20 protein-coding genes are annotated in these 23,720 nt (G+C 64.0%); 5 read left to right on the top strand and 15 right to left on the bottom strand.

Annotated elements, in window-relative coordinates; genetic code table 11:
* Positions 1-50: 50 nt before the first annotated feature.
* From LVJ94_23405 to LVJ94_23345, 13 genes are all read right to left on the bottom strand, one after another.
* Complete coding sequence (locus LVJ94_23405; GenBank protein ID WXB10161.1) at positions 51-770, bottom strand: hypothetical protein; 720 nt, start codon at positions 768-770, stop codon at positions 51-53.
* 341 nt (positions 771-1,111) lie between these two features.
* On the bottom strand, positions 1,112-3,823 hold the full coding sequence (locus LVJ94_23400; GenBank protein WXB10160.1) for a M1 family metallopeptidase: 2,712 nt from the start codon (positions 3,821-3,823) through the stop codon (positions 1,112-1,114).
* Between the two features lie 135 nt (positions 3,824-3,958).
* On the bottom strand, positions 3,959-5,224 hold the full coding sequence (locus tag LVJ94_23395) for a lactate racemase domain-containing protein (protein WXB10159.1): 1,266 nt from the start codon (positions 5,222-5,224) through the stop codon (positions 3,959-3,961).
* A gap of 9 nt (positions 5,225-5,233) precedes the next feature.
* Entirely contained in the window at positions 5,234-5,767 is a 534-nt protein-coding gene (locus tag LVJ94_23390; GenBank protein WXB10158.1) for a hypothetical protein, read from the bottom strand.
* 200 nt (positions 5,768-5,967) lie between these two features.
* Positions 5,968-6,420, bottom strand: a complete 453-nt coding sequence (locus tag LVJ94_23385; protein ID WXB10157.1) for an AAA family ATPase — start codon at positions 6,418-6,420, stop codon at positions 5,968-5,970.
* A gap of 1 nt (position 6,421) precedes the next feature.
* Positions 6,422-7,252 (bottom strand): NAD-dependent protein deacetylase, encoded by an 831-nt coding sequence (locus LVJ94_23380; protein ID WXB10156.1) that lies wholly within the window; start codon positions 7,250-7,252, stop codon positions 6,422-6,424.
* Positions 7,253-7,430: 178 nt separating this feature from the next.
* Positions 7,431-8,942, bottom strand: coding sequence for a multicopper oxidase domain-containing protein (locus tag LVJ94_23375; protein ID WXB10155.1), 1,512 nt, complete (start codon positions 8,940-8,942; stop codon positions 7,431-7,433).
* A gap of 109 nt (positions 8,943-9,051) precedes the next feature.
* Positions 9,052-9,795, bottom strand: a complete 744-nt coding sequence (locus LVJ94_23370; protein WXB10154.1) for a redoxin domain-containing protein — start codon at positions 9,793-9,795, stop codon at positions 9,052-9,054.
* A gap of 74 nt (positions 9,796-9,869) precedes the next feature.
* On the bottom strand, positions 9,870-10,664 hold the full coding sequence (locus LVJ94_23365; protein ID WXB10153.1) for an AAA family ATPase: 795 nt from the start codon (positions 10,662-10,664) through the stop codon (positions 9,870-9,872).
* Positions 10,661-11,041 carry a hypothetical protein gene (locus LVJ94_23360; GenBank protein ID WXB10152.1) on the bottom strand — a complete coding sequence of 127 codons (381 nt, stop codon included), beginning with the start codon at positions 11,039-11,041 and terminating at the stop codon, positions 10,661-10,663. Before LVJ94_23360 ends, LVJ94_23365 begins: the two co-directional genes overlap by 4 nt.
* A gap of 69 nt (positions 11,042-11,110) precedes the next feature.
* Positions 11,111-12,646 carry an altronate dehydratase family protein gene (locus tag LVJ94_23355; protein ID WXB10151.1) on the bottom strand — a complete coding sequence of 512 codons (1,536 nt, stop codon included), beginning with the start codon at positions 12,644-12,646 and terminating at the stop codon, positions 11,111-11,113.
* Between the two features lie 24 nt (positions 12,647-12,670).
* Positions 12,671-14,086 (bottom strand): glucuronate isomerase, encoded by a 1,416-nt coding sequence (gene uxaC / locus LVJ94_23350; protein ID WXB10150.1) that lies wholly within the window; start codon positions 14,084-14,086, stop codon positions 12,671-12,673.
* Positions 14,083-14,847, bottom strand: coding sequence for a FadR family transcriptional regulator (locus LVJ94_23345; protein WXB10149.1), 765 nt, complete (start codon positions 14,845-14,847; stop codon positions 14,083-14,085). The genes uxaC and LVJ94_23345 overlap by 4 nt, the downstream gene beginning before the upstream one ends.
* Before the next feature lie 297 nt (positions 14,848-15,144).
* Here LVJ94_23345 and LVJ94_23340 point away from each other — a divergent pair, with 297 nt between their 5' ends.
* From LVJ94_23340 to LVJ94_23320, 5 genes are all read left to right on the top strand, one after another.
* Positions 15,145-15,948 carry a glucose 1-dehydrogenase gene (locus LVJ94_23340; GenBank protein ID WXB10148.1) on the top strand — a complete coding sequence of 268 codons (804 nt, stop codon included), beginning with the start codon at positions 15,145-15,147 and terminating at the stop codon, positions 15,946-15,948.
* Positions 15,949-16,304: 356 nt separating this feature from the next.
* Positions 16,305-17,990, top strand: coding sequence for a hypothetical protein (locus tag LVJ94_23335; protein WXB10147.1), 1,686 nt, complete (start codon positions 16,305-16,307; stop codon positions 17,988-17,990).
* A gap of 10 nt (positions 17,991-18,000) precedes the next feature.
* The gene (locus LVJ94_23330) at positions 18,001-19,098 is read left to right on the top strand and encodes a sugar kinase (protein WXB10146.1); all 1,098 of its coding nucleotides are present in this window, start codon (positions 18,001-18,003) and stop codon (positions 19,096-19,098) included.
* 3 nt (positions 19,099-19,101) lie between these two features.
* The gene (gene eda / locus LVJ94_23325; protein WXB10145.1) at positions 19,102-19,749 is read left to right on the top strand and encodes a bifunctional 4-hydroxy-2-oxoglutarate aldolase/2-dehydro-3-deoxy-phosphogluconate aldolase; all 648 of its coding nucleotides are present in this window, start codon (positions 19,102-19,104) and stop codon (positions 19,747-19,749) included.
* A 142-nt stretch (positions 19,750-19,891) separates the two neighbouring features.
* A complete protein-coding gene (locus LVJ94_23320; protein WXB10144.1) occupies positions 19,892-21,154 on the top strand; it encodes a PQQ-dependent sugar dehydrogenase in 1,263 nt (420 codons plus the stop codon).
* A 152-nt stretch (positions 21,155-21,306) separates the two neighbouring features.
* Here LVJ94_23320 and LVJ94_23315 read toward each other — a convergent pair whose 3' ends face one another.
* Entirely contained in the window at positions 21,307-22,518 is a 1,212-nt protein-coding gene (locus tag LVJ94_23315) for a hypothetical protein (GenBank protein WXB10143.1), read from the bottom strand.
* 1 nt (position 22,519) lies between these two features.
* Positions 22,520-23,707, bottom strand: coding sequence for a hypothetical protein (locus LVJ94_23310; GenBank protein ID WXB10142.1), 1,188 nt, complete (start codon positions 23,705-23,707; stop codon positions 22,520-22,522).
* Between the last annotated feature and the right edge of the window lie 13 nt (positions 23,708-23,720).

Raw genomic sequence — 23,720 nt, 5'->3', positions numbered from 1 at the left:
GTGCGTGTTTATGCGACACATGCGACCGGCACGAACGGATGAGGTGCGCGCTATCGAGCTGCGGCTGTGCTGGCAGGAGGGGCAGGGTTGCGGAGGGTGGCGCTTTCGCCGGGCAGAGCCGGCACAAGCTCCTGCTCGAGGTGCCGTAGATGATTTTGCGTCTGCTTCAGTACGAGGATGAGCTGTCGCGTAGCGCGCAGCACGTCCTGCCCGGTGGCCTTTCCGAGATCCGCGTCCGCCATGACATTGATCAAATGGCCTTCGTCCAGGGTCGTGAGGAAATTGAGCCGCGTGAACTCCTCGGAGTCATGCTGGGCGGTGTACGCGGTCGCGTACTTTCGTAGTGTCGGCGTCGGAATGTGGCCCGCAGATTGATTGGCAATGGCAACGTCCCATGCCGCGTGCTGCAACGTGGGGGTCCAAATGCTGTTGCGTTTCCACAAGCCTTGCGCAGAGGCGATCAACCGCTGTTGGTTCGCCGGGTTGGGCGTGGCCGAGCCGAACTCGCGAATTGCCTCGCCGTCCCAAGCCTCCAGGTCCGTGAGCCGCCCGGCGTTCGATTGGTAGCTCTCTCGAACATCTTTGAGGTTCTTTCGTAACTCTTCCTCGATCTCCCGCTGCGCGTCCTCGGCGCCGCTGGTGCGGCGAACGTTCGTCACCACCTGCTCGAAGCCCAGCGCCGTGAGGATGCTGACCACGATCATGAAGTATTGGACGCCGAATGCCTTCCACGAGCGAATGGGTGATTGCGGCGGGTCGACGGTCTGCATGAGGCTCGAAACGTGGGTTCTAGAAGTGGCTCTTGCCGGTAAAGTTGGTCCAGTCCAATGTCGAAGGCTGCTGGTATTCGCGCCAGCGGTCAATCCTTCCCGCGCGCAATCGTACGATCACGATGGGGAGGGCTGCATTTGCCCGCCAAAGAAGCCGTACAGCGCCTCGCGTCCCTCATAGACCTGTGCATCCGGCGGCTCCATGTAAATGGCGCCCTCGGAAAAACGTTGGCCGACTTGCGCGAGTCACCCTCGTTCCAGGTGGCGGCGTTGCACACGCCGCCACGCTCGCGGTCAGCAGGCCCGCACCCAGCGCGAAGACTCCCCCCGCGGCCGCACGATCAGAGCTTTCGCTTCTGAAGGAAGTTCGCCACGTTCGGCGCCTGCACGCTGCGGTATGCGCTGCAAAGCTTCACCGACTCCACCGTCTGCGCCAGAATGCGCGGCCCGCCCATGTAGCGCGTCGAGCGCTCGCGGAAGAAGCTTTCCACGTCGGCGCGGTGCGCGTCGTCGCAGAAGGAGCTGCCGATGCGTGCCAATTGCGCGCCCGCATTCCGCGGAAGCCGCGCGGTCAGTGCATCGAAGTTCTGCTTCACGAAGTCGTACGCGAGCTGGCGCGTCGCCGGCGAACCAACGGCGCCCCAGAGCAACGTCGACGATTCGCGCGCGTCGAAGTCGTCCGACAGCGTGAGCGGCAACGCCGCACGCACCACCTCCGGATCGCGGAATTGGCCCATGGCCGCGAGGATCTCGCTTCGCTGGCGGCGATCGGCCGTCTTGCGCGCCGCGGCCAGTGCGCGGTCGAACAGCGCGCGGTCCCCGGCCTTCGCGGCAATGCCGAGCACCGTTTCCACCATGTCGGCATCGATGCCCTTGCGCTCGTCGAGCCATCGCACGGCGAGCTTCTTCGCCTGCGCCCGCAAGTTCGCGTCCTCGCCTTGGTCGGCCACGAGGCTCACCAGCGATTGCCGCAAAAGGCGCGTCTCGTCATCTTCACCGGGCCGCGCGGCGAACCCCAGCTTGCTCGCGCGCGCGCCGTAGGTCTCGCGGATGAAGCGCGCATACGCCGGGCGCAGCTCCGCAGGGAACATCTCGGAATCGCGCAGGCCCGCGACCAGTTCGACGGTTGCCAACGCAACGGAGCGGGATGGATCGCCGGCCAGCTTGGGAACGGCCGCCAAGACGTCGGCGTACGAGACCTTGCCGTTTTGCACGAGGGCGCCCAAGTCGTACAAGAGCGACACTTTTTCCGGCGCCGTGAGGCTCTTTTTGGCACCGTCCGAGAGCATCTTTTGCAGCAGTTCGCCCTCGTAGCGCACTTCGTAATAGCCGCGGGCATCGGCATTGGCGTTGACCCAGGCCGGGCACGAGGTCGCCTCCGAAAGGGCCAGCTCTCCGCGCGATTCCGAGAGCAACGTGCAGGCGACAGCCTCGCCCTTCGCGCCCGGGTACTTCGCGCACACCGGCACTTGCCACTTTTGCTCCGCGCTTCCCTCGGAGCCGAGCGGCAGATAGCGCTCCTGCGAAAGCGCCAGCTTGGGCGGTGCGCCGGCATCGCACTTCAGCGATGCGTTCACCAGCGGCACGCCCGGCTGATTGAGGAAGGTGCCGAACGCCTTGGCCACCGGTGCCTGCTCGCCCTGGAACACGGCGCCGAGGAACTGATCGGCCGTGGCCACGTTGTGCGAATACTGCGCGAGGTAGCGCTTCACACCCGCGCGGAAAACCTCGGGGCCGACCCAGTTCTCGAACATGCGAATGACGGCGGCGCCCTTGCGGTACGTGATGTCGTCGAAGGCATTGGCCGCGTCGTCCTTGGTGACGATGGGCTGCCGAATCTTGCGCGCGCTGACCAGGCTATCGCTGCGCATAGCATTGGCCGTGGTGCGCACGCGATCGGACTTCTCGTTCCACTCGGGCTTCCACTTTTCGAGGATATGGCTGGTCATCCACGTGGCGAAGGCCTCGTTGAGCCAGATATCGTCCCACCACGCGGTGGTCACCAGGTCACCGAACCATTGGTGCGCGAATTCGTGCGTGGCCACACTGGTGTAGGCGCGGCGAAAGCGCGTGGTCTCGCGATCCGGCGGCGAGAGAATGAGCCGCTGGCTGAAGGTGATGAGTCCCGGGTTCTCCATGGCGCCGCCGATCAGCGGCACGTCGATGACGTCGAGCTTCTCGTAAGGGTAGGGGATACCGAAGTAGGCCTCGAGCTCGTTGAGCACCTGCGGCGACACCTCTTTGGCGAAGCGTGCCTCCGCGCCCCGCCCGCGCGGAACGATGACCCGCACCGGGGTGCGATTCTTTCCCGCCGGTCCGGCGTCCACCGCGTCGAAGGGACCGACGCCCATGGCAATCAAGTAACTGGGCAGCGGCTTCGTTTCCGCGAATTGAACGACTTTGTAATCGCCTTCAATCTTTTCCGAGACGGCGGGCGTGTTGGCCAGCGCCATGTGATCGCGTTTGACCTTGAGGCGGATCTTCCACGGTACCTTGAACGAGGGCTCGTCGAAGCAGGGGAACACGCGGCGCGCATCGAGCGGCTCGAAGTGCGTGAAGACGTACCAATTCTCGCCTTCCTTCTGCGAGAAAAGGCCATTGGAGCTTTTGCGCGAGATCTCGCCCGCATAATCGAGCACCAATGTCGCTTTGCCGGCGGCGAGGGGCTTTTGCGGCTGGATGCCCACGAAGTCGTCGCCGCCCGGCAGCACCTTCGCCGGCATTCCATCGACGGTGGCCGAGCGCACGTCGAGGCCTGCGGCATTGAGCCAGACCACGTTGGACGGAGCACTCAACTCGATGGCGATGGTGATGCGGCCATCGAAGCGCTGCTCCGTGGGCACCACTGCGAGGGCCACGTCGTAGGCCGTCGGACGAATCGTCTCGGCCAGGCGCAGGGTCGGCGCCTTCGGCGGAGCTTCGGCGGTCGCCGTTGACGCCGGAGGCTGCGCCGCGGTGGGGCTCGTGGTTGCGGGCGGCATGGTGGCGTCGTGTGCCTGGCAGCCGATGATGGCGAGGGAAATACCGAATACGGAGAGACCCAGCTTCTGCATGGCCTTCTCCATATCTCGATCTGCGGTCCGCTTGGCCTGGATTCGACGGATGCATTGCGCCATCCGCCGAGGTCGCTCCGCCGTTCGCTGCAGCGTGAACCGCTCGCTGCGCAAAGGCCGCCGTTGGCCGGACCTCTACATCAGGCGATACAGCTTTTCGCCGGCGTGTCGGACCACGAGCGCATCGGGATCGTCGGTGAAATCGGCGACGTCGACGGTCTTCGGATCGCGGTAGCCCAGCCCGATGCGGCGGCATCGCTCCTCGGGAATGCCGGTGGCCAAGGTCACGCGGATGCGCGGTTGCTCGAGACTTCGCGCGGCGTCGTAGGTGCCGCTGCCGCGGACGTGCGTGCTATGCGCCAAGATGGACCACGGCATGTCGCGGAAGCGATCCCATTGCGCGAGGAAGTAATCGCGCACGTGGTAACCGACGCGGTCGATCCATTCGCCGTGGGTGAAGGACACTTCGCGCAGGTGCGGCGCATAGACGATGACCTCGCCGTCGTCGGCAATGACCGGCTCCGTTTTGTAAACCGCTTTTGCGGCGGTCCACAAATCCTCGTAGCGCGCTGCGGGCATGGAGAGCACGCGTCGGAAAGGCTTGGGCACGCGAAGCACGTTGAGTTCCCGCGACAGCTCCGACGCGGCGACGAATGCGTCTTGGTGCGCCCCGAACCAAACGCCGTGCAGGCGATCGCCGTCGAGCACCATCGTGAGGCAGAGCACTTCGCACGGCATGAACTCGGCGGCCCGATGGATCACCCGTCGCACCGGCGTATCGCGCACGCCGATGGTGGCCATGCTGGTGCAGAGCGCGCCGAGCCAATGCGAAAAGTCGATGATCTCGGGCCCCGCGACACCGGGGAAGAGGTATTTCGCGCCGCCGGAGAAGCCTGCCACCTCGTGCGGAAACACGGGGCCGCAGAGGATGACGTTGTCGTAATCGCCGATGAGCCTATTCAGGCGCACGGGCACTTCGCGGCTCAGGAGCCCGCCGGTGAGGACCTCCGTCTCCTTCTCGGAAATGGTTCCGAACGTGCGCAGCGACTCCGGATCATCGTAGCGATGATTGAATATCCGTACCTGCGGATAGCGCTTCGCGCGCTCGCCCGCCGGCATACCTACGAGCCGCTCGATTGCCGGTTCGGTCATGGGCGGGTGGGTGCCCAAGGCAATGAGAAAGTCGAGCGCCTGGGTGCGCGGGGTGAGTGCGTCGCACAAGAGGCGAAAGATCAAGGGCACCGGGGCGGTGCGGGTACCGTCGGGGATGACGACGAGCACTCGCTTTCCATCGAAGGTAAGCGGTGTCAGTGCGTCGTGGAGGATGCTTTCGACCTGCGCGGGCTCGAGAATCTCGCCCGCCGAGCCCCTGCCGACCAACTGCGTGCCCTTGAGATCCATGTGCGGATCTTACAGGCAATTCGTCAAGCCGTCGTAAATCGATTGGGTGGTGCCGGGCAGTTTTGCGTCCATGGGGTGATCGCCGGAAAGCGCACTCAGGAAATCCTGCACCGAAGTATTGGCCGCAAGCGGCGTCTTGCAGCGCCACGTCTGCGTATCGACTGCGATGTCACCCGTTGATGTCGTGACGCCCTCGTTGCTGGCGGCAAAGACCCAAACGCACGTCCCGAGCGTTCCCGAAGCCTTCTCGACCGAGCATCGGTAGCGAAGCGACTCGACGTTGCTGAATTCCCCCTCGCAAAACGTGTCCCCACAGCGGTCATCGAAGTTGCGTTTCAGCGTGGAAACCAGCGCATACCACGCATCGACCGCTGCCGCCTCGGTGAGGTGCTGCGTGATGTCCACATACTCCTTTGCAGACCCCTCCGAGAGGGGTGCCGCCGCTGCGCGCGTTTCCGCGACCGGAGCACCATCTGGCCCCGAGCATGCGGCGCTGCCGAGGACCATGGGAATGAGTGCAAGAAAGACGGAACGAAGCTTCACTACTCTGTCTCCAAATGAAAGGGGGGCGCCTACATAACCCTTTCTGGAGACATTGCAAAGCTGAACCTATTGCTCGGCTGCAAGGTCGGGCGAGGCCGGGAATACCCAAGGGCCAAACCCCAAAGACCCCAAGCCCCAAATCCCCGTGGCGAGGGGTTTTGGTATTTGGGGGGTGGCTTATGGATGGTCGTGCAGGTCGATCATCGAACTTCGTCGACCCAGTTCTCCAAGAAAAAGCCGCCGGTGGCGTCGGGGCGGACGTGGAATAATTCGTCGAAGCCTTCGGCGAGGGAAGGGAGGACGAGGCGGTTGCGGGTGCCGCGGATGGCTATTTCGGGGATGCGCTGGGGGGCGTCGCGGGTGGCGTTGCGGCGGAGGGCCTCGTCGATGGGGGCGGTGAAGTAGTAGCCGGTGATGCGGAAGCCTGCGCGTTTGGCGGGCACGATGTAGCGGCTGCGTTCCTCGATGGTGGGGTTCGTGTTGTCGGCGACGAAGCGCTGTTGGCCTTCGATGCAGGCGCGCAGCAAGAGCTCTTCGCGGTGCCGGGTGCGCAGCATGTCCATGTTGATGCGCACGTGCGAGTCGGCGAAGCGCTCGCGGAAGAAGGTCGATTTTCCCGAGGCCTGGATGCCGACGAAGATGACGGCCTGCATGTTACGCGGCGGTGCTTAGTGCCGATTCGAGCGCGGCCAGGGTTTCCCCGGTGCTGGCCTCGATCTTCAATGTGGCGCGCTCCTCACCGCGGACGGGGCCGCGGTTCACGATTGCGATGGGGATGCCGCGGTTGGCGGCGCGCACGAGAAAGCGGTAGCCGGAGAAGACCGCGAGCGATGTCCCCGCGATGAGAAGCACGTCGGCCTCGTCGACGGTGGCGTACGCCCGTTCGACGATGGGCCGCTCCACGTTGTGGCCGAAGAAGACGACCCGCGGCTTGAGCACGCCGCCGCATGGGAGGCAATCGGGCACCTGGAAGCGTGCCACCATGTCGTCCGGAAGCTCGGCATCGCCGTCGGGGGCGATCGGCGTGGGACCGTCGAGCCATCCCGTGTTGAGCGTACGCATGCGCGCCTGCAGGGCGTCGCGATCCTCGAGGCTTCCGCAATCCAAGCAGATGACCTCCGCCAGAGCCCCGTGCAGCTCGATGACGTCCTGGCTCCCCGCGACGCGATGCAACCGGTCCACGTTCTGCGTGATGACGCGGCTCACGATTCCGCGTGCCTCGAGCTGCGCGAGCGCCATGTGTGCGCGTCCCGGACGGGCCAATCGAAAGTGCTCCCAGCCGACCATGGCGCGGGCCCAGTAGCGCCGGCGAAGCGGTGCGGAGCGAACGAATTCGGGGCCCTGAATGGGCCGCCGTGCCCGTGCCAGGGAATCGGGACTTCGATAATCGGGAATCCCCGATTCGGTGCTCACGCCGGCGCCCGTCAACACGGCGACCTTGCGCCCGCGCAATGCTGCCACCAATGCTTCGATCGTCGAACTCATCGCTTCGAGCCGAACCATAGCACTCAGTCCGCAAGCTCGCCCGCCTCGGCGGACACAAACGCCGCGCCGCGGCAACGTGGCAATCGCATGAAGCTGCCGCGGCACGAAGGGGACACCGAGCGCGTGCGGCGTATCGAGCACGACACCGCGCTCGTAGCGCTTCTCGCGCGCCGCGCGGTTACCGAGTGACGCCCTCTTGAAGCATCATCCGGTGATCTTCGTGTTCCAGCTTGTGGCAGTGGAACACGTACGTGCCGGTGAACCCTTCGTTCTTGAAGATGATGCGCGCCGTACCCCTTCCGGGCACCGCCACGGTGTCCTTGAGGCCACGCATCTCGGGAGGGGGCGGCTGGCCGTTGATGTCGAGAACGTTGAATTCGACCAGGTGCTTGTGGAACGGGTGCATCAAGCCCGAATCGTTTTTCAGGGTCCAAATCGTCACGGTATCGAGCTTGGACGTCAGATCGATGCGCCCCGGATCGTAGGAGCGGCCGTTCATGCCCCAATCGCCGTTGTTGAAGCTCAATGAGACGTTTGCACGAGACTTGGCATCGGTTTCTTTGTACCGCGTGATGTTGGCCAGCTTGGCGGGCACCGTGCTCGTGTCGGCTTCCTGGCGTGCCACGACGAATTGCATCAGCGAGGGAATGTCCCGGCCGCGGCCACCGCCACCGCCACCGCCACCACGACGGTCATCGTCGTCGCGAGACTGCGACGAGGCCGTATTGGCCATGGTGACTCGCGTGTTGACTGGGATGTTCGCGAAGTCGACCACGATGTCGTAGCGTTCGCCGGGGGCCATGGACAAGGTCGTGGTGTTGACCGGCGCGGCCAGCAATCCACCGTCCGAGGCGATGACTTTGAAGGGAAGGGGTGTGCTCGAGCCGGCGACGAGGAATCGCAATTGCCACTCGCGAGCGTTGGCGCCGTTCAGTAGGCGAAAACGGTATTTTCGAGTGGCCACTTCGTGAAACGGATTGACGACACCGTTGACCACGGCCGTATCTCCATGAAAGCCCGCACCGATGGCTCGCTCGTCGAATACCGTCGTGTTGTTGGCGTTGAACGTCTTGTCCTGCAGCAAGAGCGGTACGTCGTACGCGCCCGATGGCAGATTGAGCGCGTCTTCCGCCGGATCGTGAATGATGTAAAAGCCCGCGAGGCCGCCGTAAACGTGGCGCCCCGTCACATCCATCGTATGATCGTGATACCAGAAGGTCCCTCCGGGTTGGTCGTTGGGATACGTGTAGACCTTCGACGTGCCCGGTGTGATGTAATCGACGGGGTGCCCGTCGCTTTCGGCGGCGACCTTGTGCCCGTGATTGTGAACAGTCACCCTCTCGTTCCACGCGTTCGTTTGCGTTACCTGGGTGGGCCGCCCGCGTGTGGCGATGATCGTGGGGCCGGGGAAGATGCCATTGAATCCGACGATGGGCGTCGCCCGACCGGGTTTCATCTGCGCAGTCCCCGGCTTGATGGTCAGATGGTAGGCGTCAGCGTCAGCGGCCGCTGCGGTGGCCAATGGCGTCAGTGTCGCCGGCACGACGAGTGGGGTGGCGAAATCACGATCCTCCAGGGGAGGGGGTGAATCGTTCCCACCACCGCCCGTAAACGTACTATCTCCATCTTGGGAATCGCCGTCGCTGGAGCAGCCGGAAATGAGGCCAGCACCAATCCCCCCTACCAACATCGTCAACCTAGCCATTGCGTAAAGGTGCATGCTCATGTCCTTTCCAAGCGAGTCGCGCGGACTCGGCGAATAAGTGACCAGCAAGTCTCGCACCGTCCTTATTTGCGAATTAGAGTAGGTGATACGCGGCTTGGAGTACTTCCTCGTACCGCGGCGGGTCGCGCCAAGTTTCGCTGTATCCGCCCCATCGCAGCATGTCCCGACGATCGAACAACAGCAGACAGTGCATGGACGTCCCACAAAGGGTGGTCGCCTTTTGCTCCGGGTCCGAGAGCAAGGAGAAGGGCAGCTTCTGCGATTGCTGCAAGTGCAAGAGTGCATCCGGCGGATCGGTGCTGATGCCATAAACGCGAATGCCCGTCGATGCGAAGCGCGGTACCTGCTGCGCGAGCCGGTCCAACTCCGCGCGGCAGGAAGGGCACCACGCGCCGCGAAAGACCACCAGCAATACTGGGCTTTTGGCACCCGACACATCGACATTCGCCCCATTTTGGTCGGCCAACGTGAGCGGCTGCATGTGCGTGCCGATGGGAAATGCTGCAGGCGGGCGGGGAAGCTGATGGTAACCGAATCGGAGATAGCCAATGACGATGCCCGCATTGACGCTGGATGCAATGGCGCATCCGAAGGCCACGAGCTGCTGCCGTGGCGCGCGTCGGGCATACACGATGGCGATGGCCGCGCCGAGCACCGCCACCAGCTCGAAGGGGAGCGGGCGCTCGCGCCAGGGCGGCGGCAGGTGTCGGTCGAGTGCCAAGAACAATGGCACGCCCAGGAGAACGAGTGCTCCCGTCGCAATGGGAAGTAGCCCACGCCGCCCAATCACAGCCGCCAGCCCTTGCACAGTGGGCATCCCTTGCACACCGCGTGCACACGCGGCGCCGAGCACTCCGCGCCAATGGCGCGCAAGGCCAGTGGCACGCCGTTTCAGGGGTCTTCGAGGTGCTTCGCCGGATCGCTCAGGAAGTCGCGGGTGACCCTCACGTGCTCCAACGCATCGTAGGCGACGGCGCGGATGGGCGTTTCGTCGAAGCTGAAGATGCGCGCGCCGGGGCATGCCAGGAGAATGGGCGAGTGCGTTGCGATGATGAACTGCGCGTCGGCTTTCGTCGCGCGTCGGACGATCCGCAGAAACTCCAACTGGCGCTTTGGCGACAGGGGTGCCTCGGGCTCGTCGAGCAAATACAGGCCGCCCGATTGCACCCTCTCCGTGAATAGCTCGATGAAGCTTTCCCCGTGCGAGCGCGCATCGTAGCGTCCAACGTGGCGCGCCGCGAAGCGTTCGTCGACGTGCCGCGTGGTCGAGGCGTCGCCGCCGTCGTCCGTGAACAGACCCTCGAGCTCGAGCTTTTCGCGCAGGACACGTGCGTCGTTGCGGGCCTGCCGCCGCAGGTACCCGAAGAAGTCCTCGGCCCGAAGGAAAAAACCACGGCGCGAGCGCCGGCTCCACGCGAGGCGCAAATCACCGGCCAACTCGCGCTGGGGCGCGAGTGTTTCGTCGGCGCCAGCGTCGTCGCTGCCCAACGATGGAAGCTCGGTCACGCAGGCCATCGCCTCGAGCAATGTCGATTTGCCCGAGCCATTCTCGCCGACGAAGAACGTGACCGGCGCACGGAGATCCAGTGTGTCGAGCGTACGAATCGCCGGCACGACGAACGGGAAACGGTGTACGGCGTCGGGAGGCACCGTCCCTTTGCGCGACAATCGAAGAAGGCTGGTCATGCCCGCTCGTGGATCCAGCGCGTGTACCGATCGAAGATGGTCCGAAGGCCGTCCGATTGACTCCGCATCACGAAAAAGTCGTCGAGCAGCAGAAACAGAAGATCGAACCCGATCTTCTTCTGCTCCGCCGTCAATTTCGACTTGTCCCACGCGGTGGGGGTCTCCGGGAACGCTGCCCGCAGAACCAGTGCGACCCAGGAAAGGCTCGTACTGCCGTCGAACGTCACGACGAGCCATTCCTTGAAGCCGGGGAGCAGACACCAGGCATGTCCGGCGTCGACGCCCTGGACGAAGGCGACGGCCTCATCGAACGACGGATCAAGCATGTACTGGCCTGGATAGCGTCGTACGTCGGCGAACAGTGTGCGAGGGTCCATCGTCTCTCCGCGGTTAACGCTACTGATTTGGGTTTCGTAAAAGTCTCGACACTTTCGGTTCGGTCGAAGTTAGAGGGTGGGGCCGCGCATCCACGGGGCGAATTCCGCCTCCCCCATGCCGGCCAATTCGCTCTTGGTCTTCTTTCCCGACGCGACGGCGAGAACTTCGTCGAGGATGCGCCGACCCACTTCTTCCACGGGGGTGCCATCGAGCACCACGCCGCAGTCGATGTCCATGTCGTCCTCCATGTGCTGGAACAACGCCGAGTTGCTCGCCAGCTTCAACGAAGGAACCGGCCTGCTTCCGAAGACGGAGCCGCGCCCCGTGGTGAAGCACACCATGTTCGCGCCGCCGGCGACCAGGCCGGTGACGGAGACGGGATCGTAGCCCGGTGTATCCATGTAGACGAATCCCTTCTTCGTGATTCGCTCCGCGTACTCGACGACATCGACCAGGGGAGTCGTCCCGCCCTTGGCGATTCCGCCCAACGACTTTTCGGCGATGGTGCTGATGCCACCGGCCATGTTGCCGGGCGATGGATTGCTGCCCACGTCGGCGCCGTGCAAGGCCAAATAGGCTTTCCACCAATCGACGCGCTCTTGCAGCTTTCGGGCGACGGCTTCGCTTTCGGCGCGCGCCATGAGCAAGTGCTCGGCGCCGAAGATCTCGGTCGTCTCCGAAAGGACGGCCGTCCCGCCGAGTCGCACCAATTCGTCCACGGCCGCGCCGAGGGCAGGGTTGGCGGTGATCCCCGAGTATCCGTCGGAGCCGCCGCAATTCGTGGCCAGGATCAAATCGCTGGCGGACCGCGTGGTGCGGCGTGCGAAATTGGCCAGGGGCAACAATTGCGAAATGGCCTCGATGGCGGCGGTTATCGCCTTTCGTGTTCCGCCGTGTTGCTGAATACCGATGATGGGCGGCGCGCGTCCAGAGTCGAGCAGCGACAGGCGGTGTCGCTGGGCCATGGGGGCGGCCTGTGCGACCTCGCAGCCAAGGCCGATGACCACGTAGGCCGCGATGTTCGGATGGTGCGCATAGCCGGCCAGCACTCGCTCGAGCGTCGCATGATCGTCCCCGCCGGAGACGAGCCCGCAGCCGCTCTTGTGGGTCAATGCAATCACACCGTCCACGTTGGGGTAGTCGCGCGAAACGTCGCGAAAGTGGTCCCGCACGCGATGGCTGACCGTGGCCGAGCAGTTGACCGTGGAGAGAATCGCCACGTAGTTGCGCGTGCCCACGCGCCCATCGGGGCGCAGGTATCCCTCGAAGAAGCGCGTGGGCTCTGGCGTGGCACGCGCCGCGATCGTGCGCGCGGGGTCGGCCGGCCGCTCGCCACGGGGAAAGGCCACCGCACGAAGGTTGTGCACGTGAACGTGTTCGCCCGGATGGATGGGCGCCGTGCACAAACCGATGACCTGTCCGTAGCGATGAACCGGCTCCCCCATCGCACGTGCCCGGTATGCCACCTTGTGCCCGGCTCCAATGGTCTGCGCCAGCGGAACAGGACCCTCTTCCGTCTCCACCACGGTGCCGGCGGGCAATCGAACCTTGGCGATGAGCACGTCGTCGCGCGGGTGGAGTTTCAACAAAGGCGAACTACTCATTGCGGCTCCTCCCGCGGCCAAAATCTAAAGCTTGTAGGCGCGTTTCGCCAGGTTGTAGGCGAGGTCGACGGCCAGTTCGGCGGCGTCGTCTTCGTCGAGACGGTGCTCGGCGACCCATTTGGACAGGAAGGCGCAATCGACGCGCCGTGCTACGTCGTGGCGTGCCGGGATCGATAGGAAGGCGCGCGTATCGTCGTTGAAGCCGACCGTGTTGTAGAATCCCGCCGTTTCCGTCACGCTTTCGCGGTAGCGCCGCATCCCTTCCGGGCTGTCGAAGAACCACCACGCCGGGCCCACCTTCATGGCCGGATAGTGACCGGCGAGCGGCGCCAGCTCACGCGAATACGTGGTCTCGTCCAAGGTGAACACGATGAGCGAAAGGCGCGGGTCGTTCCCGAACCGCTCGAGCAGCGGCTTGAGTGCACGCACGTAATCGGTGCGTGTCGGAATGTCCGCGCCCTTGTCCTTCCCGAAGCCCTGGTACACGGACGGATTGTGATCCCGGTACGAGCCGGGATGAATCTGCATCACCAGCCCATCATCGATGCTCATGCGTGCCATTTCCGTGAGCATCTGCCCGCGGAAGCGCTCCGCCTCCGGCCCGGCGAGCTGCCCTTGGATGGCTTTGCGGAACAAGGATTCGCACTCGGAAAGGGAAAGCGAGAACGTGGCGGCGGTGGGGTGCCCATGATCGGTCGACGTGGCACCGAACGAGGCAAAATAGTGCCGGCGGTTCGCCAGCGCATTCAAATAGCCCTTCCAGTTCGTCGTATCTTCCCCGGTGATCTGGCCCAGCTGCGCCACGTTGTCGCGGAATCCATCGTATTCCGGGTCCACCACCGGATCGGGACGGTAGGCAGTGATGACCCTGCCGGACCAACCCGATTCGCGAATCTTCTGGTGGTGCGCCAGCGGATCGAGCGGCGACTCCGTCGTGGCCAGCACCTCGATGCCGAACTTTTCGAACAGAGCGCGCGGGCGGTACTCGGGAAGGCGCAGGCACTCGGCGATGCGATCGTAAATACGGTCGGCGGACACCGGTGTCAGGCGCTCGGAGATGCCAAAGACTTGGTTCAGGGCATGGGTCAGCCACATGCGCGAGGGCGTGCCGCGGAATAGGTACCAATTCTCCGCGAAGAGGCGCCATATCTTGCGCGGGTCTCTCTCTCCGGTGTTTCCCTTCCGGCCCGGCACCCCGAGGGATTCGAGGGAGATGCCCTGGCTGTAGAGCATACGGAAGATGTAATGATCCGGAATGATGAGCAGCTGCGCCGGATCGGGGAACGGCTCGTCGTTGGCAAACCACGCCGGGTCGGTGTGGCCGTGCGGGCTCACGATGGGAAGCGCACGCACCTGCTCGTAGAGGCGGCGGGCGATGGCCCGCTCCGTGGGGTCGGGGGGAAAGAGCCGGTCGTTCGAGAGAAGTCCGTTGGTCGTCATCGTTGTTGCGATCCTCTGTTCTTCTTGGCCGAAACGAGCGGGGTCGTCGTCGTTTCGGTTTCTTGCAGCAGGTCCCAGTGCCGGCTGAATTCGCGAGCAACGCGATCCAAGTGGTGCCGCATGGCCGCGCGTGCACCGCGCGCATCCGACGCCTCCAGCATGTCCAAAATGGCGCGGTGGTCCTCCAGCGCGGCGTTGCGCAGTTCGTGCGTCTGGAAGTGGTGCTCCATGCGCTTCCAAATGGCGCCGCGGCCGAGGTCCCAGAGATGCTGCACGACGGGAACCAGCGCGCTGTTGTGCGTCGCTCTGGCGATGCCGCAGTGAAAGGCGCGGTCGGACTCCTCGGTGTCGACGCTCTTCCGGACGCGGTTCTGCATCTCCTGCACGCTCGCGCGAATGGGGACGAGATCCTCCGGGCGAGCATTTTTCGCTGCCTCGGCAGCGATCTCCCCCTCGAGCAGCCAGCGCGCGCGCAGGTGCTCGAAGGGCCCGGGCGCCTCGTTCGACGGATCGGCCACGGCGACCGGACGCGGAGCGGCCACGAAAATACCGGCCCCCACACGCACTTCCACCTTCCCCTCGATTTCCAGCGCGATGAGCGCCTCACGCACGGAAGGGCGCGATACACCGAGCTGCACGGCCAAATCCCGCTCGGAGGGAAGGCGCGAGCCGTGCGCGAACTCCCCCGTCGCGATCAGCGCGGTGAGCTGATCGGCGATTTGCCGATAGAGACGCTGGTTTTCGACGGTTCGTATCGGCATGGGTCCCACTGACTCTAGGGAGAGTTCACAGGAAGACGGGAAGGCGGGAAGGGCGACCGGCGCACGCGTCGCGGAACGCTATTTTTGGTTGTTTCCGTTGGCCCACTGCCCCGATTGAACCAACAAAAAACTTCCCGTCTTCCCGCCTTCCTGTGAATTCTCTCGGAGTCGTTTCACCTCGGCGTGTGACTTGACGCTCTAGAATCCGCAAGGTAACCGGTGTAATAGTACGAAAGCGTGGTCAGGCTGTCAAGTGGCCTTACCACTCGCAGACTGGCAAACCTCGAGGGAGCGTTCATGAGTGTACAGGACCAAGCAACGTCAGGTCGTGTCGATGGTTTGCGCCTGAACGGGCGCGTGGCCGTGGTTTTGGGGGGAACGACGGGGATTGGAAGGGCCCTGAGTTTGGGCTTGGCCGACGCAGGGGCCGACGTCGTCGCCTCGGCCCGGCGACCCGAGCCCGTGGAGGAAGTCGCGGCGGAGATCGAGCGGCGTGGTGGTCGCACGCTCCGTGTGACGGCGGACGTGGGGAAGCGTCCATCGCTCGAGAACTTGCTCGAGGAGGCGGTGAAGGCGTTTGGCAAAGTCGATATTTTGATCAATTGCGCCGGGAAGACCAAACGGACTCCCACGCTCGATGTGAGCGAGGAAGAATGGAATGATATTCTGGCCACCAACCTCACGGGGACCCTCCGTGCCTGTCAAGTGTTCGGACGGCATATGCTGCAGCGCGGCTATGGACGCATCATCAACATTGCGTCAATCTCGACGTTCGTCGCACTGTATGAGACGGCCGCGTACAATGCGAGCAAGGCCGCCGTGGGCTCCCTCACCAAGACGTTGGCCATCGAGTGGGGATCGCGCGGCGTGTTGGTAAATGCCATTGCGCCCGGAGTTTTCCGTACCGATTTAAATCAGGCCTTGCTCGACGGAACGGAGCGCGGTCGCGAATTCGGCGTTCGCAATCCAATGAAGCGATTTGGAAGGGTGGAGGAGCTCGCTGGGGCCGCCGTCTTTCTCGCATCGGACGCGGCCAGCTTCGTCAACGGCGAGATCCTCGTCGTCGATGGGGGCGTTTTGGCGAGTGGTGTTAATCAATAGCGACGTATGCGGAATGGCGCCTCGTATCTGTTTGAACCTTCGGTTCGGTCGAACGGCAGCGGAGCCGGCGATGCGATGCCTGCGACCGCCGCACTCCGGCGCAACGATGTTCGACGGCCGTCGTGTCCGGGACAAGACAGAGCCAAAGAACAGAGCCAGGACAGAGCCAGGACAGAGACCGCGCAACGGCGCCGGACCTCGCCACGACTTTTCGCGATCGCAAATTGGGTTCGGCGGCGGTTTTGATTTCGAAACCCAAGCTCGGGCAGTATGGTTAGTATCGCCACCAATCTCGTAGCGTCGTGGGAACTGTCCATTCCGCCGGCGTTGCGCCATGTCGTGAAGGGAGCACGCACATGACCCATCGAACGATCCATCTGCCGTCCGTCGTATCCGCCTTCGTGTTGGCCACGTTGGTTTCATCCAGTGCGGGTGCGCAGGCACCTCCACAGGCGCCTCCACCATCACCCCCACAGCAGGAACCCGCGCCTCCGCCCGCACCGGCACCTTCTTCCGCTCCGGAAATGACACCGGTGTCACCGGCTCAAAACCCACCACCCGCGGAGACTCCACCGCCATCGCCTCCAGCGGCAACAGCAACGGCGGCGCCTCCAGCCCAGACGCCTCCTCCGGCTCCTGCACCCGCGGCACCGGCGGCACCGCCCGCATCCGCGGCACCTGCAACGACGCCGGCACCGGCACCGGCGGGTAAACCGCCGCCGCGTCCCAATGGAAAGGGGAAGCGAGGCTTTGCCTCGGTCTCCGAGTTCGCACGTTCTCCCTATACGGTCAAAATTGGCGACCCCGAGTCCGAGTGGAAGATCAGCATCTACGGGTTCATCGAGTTCGACATCATGCACGACTCGACCCGCAGCTACAACGACTCGGCCGGCTCCACGGTCATTCAGCGCGAGGATGTCCTTGCGGGGCAAAAGGGGCGCACCACTTTCACGGCGCGCAACAGCCGCCTTGGCTTTCGCATGGAATCTCCCGAGTTTCATGGCATTCGGCCCTCGGCGGTGCTCGAGGGTGACTTCATGGGCAATCAACCGCCCAACATCAGCGAGTCGCAGCTTTTCAACAATCCCACGTTCCGCGTCCGGCACGCGTACGTGCGGCTTCTCAATGATTACGTCGACGTTCTCGGTGGCGAGAGCTACGTCCTTTTTGGCGCGCAGCCGTACTTCTTCCCCGCGTCGGTCCAGTACTTGCCAGTACCCAATCAAGTGCTGCACCGTTCGATGCAGCTCCGTCTTTCGCATACCTTCAAGACGGATCCCATCACCGTGGATATCGGTGCTGCCGCCGTGCGTCCCATCCAGCGCGACTCGACATTGCCGGAGGGGCAAGCCGCATTGCGAATCATCGCGAACAACTGGAAAGGGCTGCATACGCCGGGTTCCCTGGGGACGACGGCGGACGGCGCGGCGCTGTCCGTATCGGGGCTCGTGCGAAGCTTCCGGGTCAATGAGTTTTCGGCCAATCCCACCACCACGAAAACGGAGACCGGTTGGGGTGTCTCGATCGATGCGTTGCTGCCGGTCATTCCCGTTCCCGATGCGGACAAGCGTGGCAATGCGCTGACCCTCAACGGGTCGTTCGTCGTGGGCGGATCCATCGCCGATCAGATGGGCATGACGGCCGGGGTGACACAGCCGCCGCTTCCGAATCCGCCCGGTGGAACGTACACCTCGGACGTCGATAACGGGCTCGTCGTGTACGACCGCGGTGGTACGTTGCACACCGTCGATTGGCGGAGCTTCGTCGTGGGGATGCAGTACTATCTGCCGCCTTCGGGGCGCGTGTTCATCTCATCGAACTTTACGCAGGGTGAGTCGCGAAACGTCACCGGTCTCGTCACCGACCCGGCGCAAATGCGAAGCGTTTACCGATTGCAGCGGTACTTCGACGCGAACATCTTTCTCGATATCACCCCAGCGGCACGCATTGCCCTATCGTATCAATGGACGTGGCAGCGATTCCTCGACGGAGCTAGCGCCGAGAATCAACGCTACATGTTCGGAATGTACTACCTGTTTTAGCGAGGAGATCATGAGTCTGACCATTCGACCCAAGACGAATTGCCGTTTCGACCTCGTGGCGCTGGGAGAAGTCATGCTCCGCCTCGACCCGGGGGAGGGGCGCGTCCACACGGCGCGCACGTTCCGGGCCTGGGAAGGGGGAGGGGAATACAACGTGGCGCGGGGGCTCAAACGCTGTTTCCGTCTGGATACCGCGATTGTGACCGCGCTGGCGGACAATCCCGTGGGGCGGCTGGTCGAAGATTTGATGTTCCAGGGCGGTGTCGACGTATCCCACGTCCGTTGGTTTCCCTACGATGGCGTGGGTCGTGCGATCCGCAATGGCTTGAACTTCACCGAGCGCGGTTTCGGCGTGCGCGGAGGGCTCGGTTGCTCGGACCGCGGCCACACCGCGGTGAGCCAGCTTGCACCGGGCCAGGTGGATTGGGAGCGCATCTTCGGGCAGCAAGGCGCGCGCTGGTTTCACACCGGGGGCATCTTCGCGGCGCTCTCGGAAACGAGTGCCGCGCTGGCCGAGGAAGCGATGGTGGCGGCGAAGAAGCATGGCGTCGTCGTTTCCTACGACTTGAACTACCGCGAATCCCTGTGGAAGGGCATCGGCGGCAAGGAGCGGGCGCAAAAGGTCAATCGCTCGCTCGCGCGCTACGTCGACGTGATGATCGGCAATGAGGAAGACTTCACCGCGGCCTTGGGCTTCGAGGTCGAGCAAACCGACGAGACGTATTCTACGTTGGAAATCGAGTCGTTCGAGCGAATGATTCACAAGGTCTCCGCGGCGTATCCCAACTTGTCGCTGATTGCGACGACGTTGCGGCAGGCGAAGACCGCGAGCAAGAACGATTGGGGCGCGGTTTGCTTCTACGAGGGCCGGCTGTTCGCGGCGCCGCAACGAGTGGACCTGGAGATTTACGATCGCATCGGCGGGGGCGATTCGTTTGCCTCCGGGTTGATCTACGGGTTTTTGCAAAACAAAGGACCGCAATGGTCCGTCGAATGCGGTGCCGCCCACGGTGCACTGGCCATGACCACGCCGGGCGATACGTCGATGGCGACGTTGGCCGAGGTGGAGAAGGCGATGAAAGGGCTCGGCGCGCGCGTCGAAAGGTAAATCATGAAAAAGCGAATCGTCGATCGAATCATCGAAACAGGCATCGTCCCGGTCATTCGCGCCCCGTCGGCGGAATTGGCTACCCTTGCGATCGATGCGGTGCGCGCCGGCGGCATCGACGTCATCGAGGTGACCATGACGGTCCCCGGTGCCGTTCCGCTCATCGAGTCGCTGGTGAGCCGCTACGGTGACAAAGTGGTCATCGGCGCGGGCACGGTGCTGGACGCCGAGACGGCACGCGCGTGCACCTTGGCGGGTGCGGCGTTCGTGGTGAGCCCCATCGTGGACGAGGCCATCGTGGCGTCGTGCCGCACGTACGGTGTCCCCGTGCTGCCGGGCGCACTCACGCCGACCGAGATCATGCGCGCGGTGCGCGCCGGTGCGGACATGGTGAAGGTCTTCCCCTGCGGAGCGATGGGCGGGGCAAGCTACATCCGCTCGATCAAGGCACCGTTGCCCAACGTGCACCTGGTGCCGACGGGCGGCGTCTCCGAGAAGACCGCCGGCGACTTCATCCGCGCGGGGGCCAGCGCCATCGGCGTGGGCGCCGACCTGGTCGACATCGAGAAGCTCCGCGCGGGCGACTCCAATGCGGTGACCGAGGCGGCCCGCCGCTACGTTGCCGCCGTCAAAGCGGCGCGCGAAGCATAAAGAAGAGAGAGAGAATTCACAGGAAGACGGGAAGACGGGAAGGGAGAGAAAGGTTTTCTTTTTTCTGCCGCTCTCGACCATCAAAAAACTTCCCGTCTTCCCGTCTTCCTGTGAATCTCTCTGAGGTATGTGGACCCACCGGGTGGCATCCTTGGCATTGGGCATTGCGCTCGTCGGATGCAAGGGCGGGTCGACATGCCGCACGGGGGAGGCGACGGACGTGCGCGCGACGTCGGATGCGCGCGTGGTGGGGGTCGGCGTGCTCGGGCATCACGAGATTCGCGTGGCCGATCTGCCGCACCCCGGCGGTGAGACTGCGACGAATGGGCCGACGGTGATTGCGCGCCCGGCCGGGGCGAACCTGGTGATGCCCGAGGGTTTCACCATTGCGCCGTTCGCGGAAGGCATTTTCAAGGGGCCGCGTTGGGTGACCGTGGCGCCCGACGGCGATGTCTTCGTGGCCGATGCGGGCGCGGGGAGCCTCATCGTGCTGCGCGACACCGATGGGGACGGGCGCTCCGATGCGCATTTCACCTTTGCCACGGGGCAAAATCGGCCCTTTGGATTGGCCTTTCACGACGCGTGGCTTTACGTCGCCAATACGGATCGCGTGGTGCGCTTTCGGTACCGCCCCGGGCAGACCGCGGCGGAGGGCGAGCCGGAGCTCGTCACGGAACTACCCAGCGGCGGGTACAACGCGCATTGGACGCGCAACGTCGCGTTCAACCCCGAGGGCACGAAGCTTTACGTGACCGTCGGCTCGGAGACGAACGCCGACGAAGAGCCGGAGCCGCGCGCCTCGGTGCTGGAGATGAACCCCGATGGCAGCGGCCGGCGGGTCTTCGCCTACGGGACGCGCAACCCGCTGGGCCTCGCGTTTCATCCCGAGACACGAACCCTCTGGGCCGTCGTGCAAGAGCGCGATGGGCGAGGGGAGGACCTCGTACCCGACTATGCCACCGAGCTCAAAGACGGTGGCTTCTACGGCTGGCCCTTCGGCTACATGGGCCGCCGCGAAGACCCCGCCCACCGCAACATGCGCCCCTCGCTGGTGCGCCAAACCCTCGATCCCGACGTCCTCATCCAGGCGCACTCCGCCACGATGTCGATCGTCTTTTACCAAGGCTCGATGTTCCCGCAGGAGTACGTGAACGACGCCTTCGTGGCCCTCCACGGCTCCTGGAATCGCCAAAAGCGCACCGGCTACAAACTGGTGCGCATTCGCATGAACCACGGCCGCCCCGTTGGCGGCTATGACGATTTCGCCATCGGCTTCATGCTGGGCCAAGAGCGCTGCGAAGTATGGGGCCGCCCCGTCGGCCTGGCCGTAGCCAAAGACGGCTCCCTCCTCATGGTCGACGACGGCAACATGCTCGTCTGGACCATCCGCTACAAATCCCCCTGAGCGAGAATTCACAGGAAGACAGGGAAGACGGGAAGACGAACGGCACGGATCGCACAGAAGGCTATTCGTTGGGGTTTCCAATTCGCCCAATGAGCTGATTGGAAATCCCAAAAACCCTTCCCGTCTTCCCGTCTTCCTGTGAATTCTCTCTCTTAGCGCGGCCAGATGGCGACGGTGCCGCCGACCCAGGTGAGGTTCTTGTTGAAGTCCACCCCGAGCATCTTTCCTCGCGAGGTTCGCACCAAGAAGAGGAGCGGCACCAAGGGGCGCGGTCCTTCGAGGGAACGGCGGAGAAGCATGACGCGGACTTCGGCTTTGACGCCGTTGCCGTCGGGCATGCGGATGGCGGGCGCGTAATCGACCTTTTCCTGCAGGATGAAGTTCTTCCGCTCCGCGTCGCCGAGGCGCGCGAGCACGTCGTGGGTCACGTCGATCACCACGCCGGCGCCGGCGAAGGAGAACAGCGGCTTGAGCACGTACCGCGAGAGATCTTCCGGCAGATGCTCGACGTCGGACAGAAAGCGCGTCGGCGGCACCGCGGCGTGCTTCACGAAGGGCAGGGCATACTTCGACCAGGTCCAGTACCAATTGGGGTGCGAGCACCACGTGATGTCCAGGTCCTCGCGCCAGTCGAAGGGCGGCTCCACGCCTTTGACCGCGAGCTCGTCGAACACGAGTCGATTGTAAATGCGCTTTACCGGAATACGCCGCCCGCCCGAATCGCGGTAAAGGCGGCGGCCTTCTTTGATGAGCTTCGTCACGCAAATGGCGTTGACGTCGAAAAGCCGCTTCGTCGCCACGAAGTCCGGTGCCGTCTTCTGCTTCTCCGGCTCGTGGTCGACCAGCACCACTTCCTCGGGATCGTTGCCGCCCAGGATCATCCGGCGGATCCAATCGACGTTTTCGCTCCGGTTCCCCTCGACGAAGCACGTCCACTCCACGTCGAGCCCCGGTACCTTCGCGAGAATCGCGTTCCATGCGTCGGCCTCGAGCGTCTCCAGCGCGTACAGCGAAGGAAACGCCTGCAGCTCCACGACCTTGCCCTCGAGCTTTCCGCCGGGGCCTTCCACAAGCGCAAAGTCGACCTGCACGCAGTCGGGCAAGGGATCCATGCCCGGCGCGTCGTACTTCGCCGGGATGGCTTTCTTCAACTCCGCCAAGGTCTGCGGCGTGGAGAGCTGGCCGACGATTTCTTCCGCCGACCGCACCAATTGGTCCCTCAATTCTGGCGTGACGAACAGCGGCGTTTCGGCCAATCGAAATGGGAATGGCCCCACCGCGCTCTCCAGCCAACGGTGGTAGCGCGTAAACAGGTCTTCTTGGTCGAAAGCGCGGTTGAAGGCGGTGCGGTACGGGGTATCCATCTCAGTTGGTCGGCTCTTTCGCAGCGGGAAGAACGGCGGTGAAGTCGCGCGCGAAGCGTGCTTTGTAGTCCTCGAGCAGGTGCTCGACGCGCTGGCGATCGCTCGATTGCACCACCAGGCCCGCATGGTTCGGTTCCGGCGCGCGGTAGACGATCTCGGGGTCGGTGTAGCCCGACCAATCCGGCCGCTCATCCTTGGACAAGGTCATGAGCAGCCCGGCGTAATCGTTTCGCACGGGCGGCAGTACGTACTCGTCCCGATCGAGCTCGATGTTCGCCCACTCCGCCCAAAGGTTGATGCCGCTGGCCGCCTCGATGCACTCGGCGATGTGGGCACCGCCCACGCGCGCACCCGATTCGAGGAAGTAAAAGCGGTTGTCGTCGCGCCCGAGGATGAACTCCGTGTGCGCTGCACCATACTCGAGCCCCAGCGCCGCGATGACCTGCTCGTTCATCTCGCGCAGCCGCACGGCTTGATCGGAATTTCGATCCAACGTCACCGTGGAGAAAATGCCGCCGCCGTGCGCGACGTCGAAGGGCGGCGCCCCGCAGCGATGGGCCAGTGAGAAGACGATCTTGCCCTTGACCACCAGCGAATCGACGTGAAACACGTCGCCCGGCAGGTACTGCTCGAGCAGGTGGAACGACTGCGCATCACCCTGTTCCTCGATGAGCTGCCACAGCTGCTCTTCCGACTTCACCTTGGTGATGCCCGCGGCACTGGCCTGCGAGCGCGGCTTGTTCATCCACGGCGCCGGTGTCCGCTTGGTGAACGCCCGCACCTCGTCGTGGTTGAACACGCCGGTGAAATCCGGCACCGGCACCCCGCGCTCCTTGGCGCGCTGGCGCATGGCCAGCTTGTCGCGGAAATAGCGTGCGCCCGAATCGCCCATGCCCGGATGGCGGAAGTGCTCGCGCAGGGCGCCCCCGATTTCGACGTCGAAGTCGTCCAACGCGACGATGGCGTCGAACTTGGTCGCCCGCGACAAGTAGCTCACCGTGCGAATGGTCTCGTCGAGCTTGGGCTTGTCCTGCTGCGCGAACACTTCCGTGAGCGCCTCACGCGGCCAGGCCTCCTTGAGAAGCTTCTCCCAGGTCAAAAGGTAGACGCGTGCACCGCGCGCGTGGGCCTGGCGCATGAAGCGTTCGCCTTTGAAATAGCTGGCCAAGACGAGAAGGGACTTCGGCATCAGGTACTCCTCA

This window comes from Sorangiineae bacterium MSr11367, from assembly GCA_037157805.1.
Classification (GTDB): Bacteria; Myxococcota_A; Polyangia; order Polyangiales; family Polyangiaceae; genus Pendulispora; species Pendulispora rubella.
This window is presented reverse-complemented; position numbering and strand designations above follow the sequence as displayed.